3 protein-coding genes are annotated in these 1806 nt (G+C 63.1%); 1 reads left to right on the top strand and 2 read right to left on the bottom strand.

Features of this window, described 5'->3' with window-relative positions:
• Window positions 1-110 (top strand): zinc-binding dehydrogenase (locus A2I95_RS35115; RefSeq protein WP_291737189.1); only part of this gene is annotated, 110 nt, incomplete at its 5' end.
• Window positions 111-176: 66 nt separating this feature from the next.
• On the opposite strand, the gene A2I95_RS35120 is transcribed toward A2I95_RS35115, so the two are convergent.
• On the bottom strand, window positions 177-1034 hold the full coding sequence (locus tag A2I95_RS35120) for a DUF2189 domain-containing protein (RefSeq protein ID WP_259989875.1): 858 nt from the start codon (window positions 1032-1034) through the stop codon (window positions 177-179).
• Window positions 1035-1321: 287 nt separating this feature from the next.
• Window positions 1322-1806, bottom strand: a 485-nt coding sequence (locus A2I95_RS35125; protein WP_291737187.1) for a ribonuclease T, incomplete at its 5' end; no start/stop codon positions are given.

Consider the following 1806-nt stretch of genomic DNA (forward strand, 5'->3'; position numbering starts at 1 on the left):
AGGTGGCACCGGTGATGGACAGCGAGTTTGCACTGGATCAGGCCGCCGCTGCACACACGCGGATGGAAAGCTCCGGCCATATCGGCAAGATTGTTTTGAAAGTGGGCTGAAACTTCAGAGTGCCTGACACAGAAGGGCCGGCAGATCTGCCGGCCCATTTTGATATGCGGATGTCCTTACTGCACGGCGCGCCGGTACAAATGCCAGGTCGCGTGCCCCAGCACCGGCACCACAATGATCAGCCCGGCCAGGAAGGGAATTGCGCCAACCACCAGCGCGGTACCGACGATGACACCCCAGGTCATGCAAATCACCGGGTTCTTGCGCAGCACCTTGATTGAGGTGGCCACGGCCACCGGCAGGCCCACATGGCGGTCCAGCAGCAGCGGGAAAGACACCAGGCTCATCGCCAGTGCGGCAAAGGCAAAGACCGCGCCCGTGATGCCGCCTGCAATGGCCATGATCCAGCCCTCGCGGGTGGTCACTACTTCCGCAGCAAAGCCCAGGATCGAGGCCGGCGGTTCCGGCCCCAGGGTGCGGCTGTAGATCATGTCCGCGGCCACCAGCCAAACAATGAACAGCACTGCCAGATACAGCCCCAGCACCAGAATGCCGCCAAACGCAGGCGAGCGGATGACGCCGAAGGCGTCCATCCAGCGCGGCTCGAACCCGGCTTCACGGCGCGAAGACATTTCATAAAGCCCAACCGCGGCCACCGGGCCAAGGATCGCAAAACCCATGATCATCGGCACGATCAGGGGCAGCAAATTCATCGACAGGCTCATTACGATCAGCGTGATGCCGATCAGCGGATAAAACAGCACCAGGAACATGGCATCGCTGCGGCAGGCGGCAAAATCCTCCAGTCCGGCGGCCAGCGAATGTATGATGTCGTCCATGGTGAGGGTGCAGGCCTTGGGCAGTTCCTTGACACCGTCGCTGCCCATCTCTTCGACCGTCTGGCCGATATGCTGCCCCGTGGATTCTGCCCCCTGCAGAAGCCAGCTGAGCGGGTTCCCGATTGTCTTTGCCATGCGCTTCTTCCTCCTCGCTGACCATAACGGAAGTGCCGTTCAGGCAGGGCCGGGCGCGGCACGTTTCATTATACTAGCACAAAACCCCGGGAAGTGTGGATCACAGGCCATTTATTGCCGCGCGCGCAGCGGGGCAGGGGCACTCCCGGCAAAGGGGCCGGGGTGCGGCTGTGCGGATCACGCGGTCTGACAAAGGCGCGGGTTCTGCTTCTTTCTGGTCAAAAACACCCCAGGGTGAATTGGCTGCCAGGCCAAGAGGGGCAGCGCCCCTGTACCCGCCCTCAACCTTAGCGCACCGGCGCCAGCCGGGCGTTTTTCAACGTGCAGTCGCGGATTGCATCCCGCCCGCAGGGCACCGGCTGCAGTGTTTTCGACAGGCAGATGCGGGCTTCTTGGATGGCGCCGCTGCGGCAGGTGATGGTCAGGCTGTCTGGCGCCAGGCTTGGGTTTTCCTTGAGAAAAGCTTCCTCAACAACGGCGGCGGGCAGGGTGACGGGCTTGCCCAGCTTGCGAAAGACGGCGGGGCGGGCCACGCGCCGGTAGGCGTCGCGCATCAGGGTGTAATAGGCCCTTGCGCTGAGGCCGGAACAGGTGCCGTGTTTCTTCCACTGATGCCAGGCCAGGCCGGGGCTGCCCATGATATCCGCCATCTCGCGGCTCATGCGGCGGCTCGGCGGCACCTCTGCGGAACGGCAGTAACTGGGCCAGCCGCGATGGAATTGCGGCCATAGCCCGTGCAGGGTCCAGCCATAGTCGTAGCGCGCCTTGCATT

The sequence above is a fragment of the Leisingera sp. F5 genome, assembly GCF_001593695.1.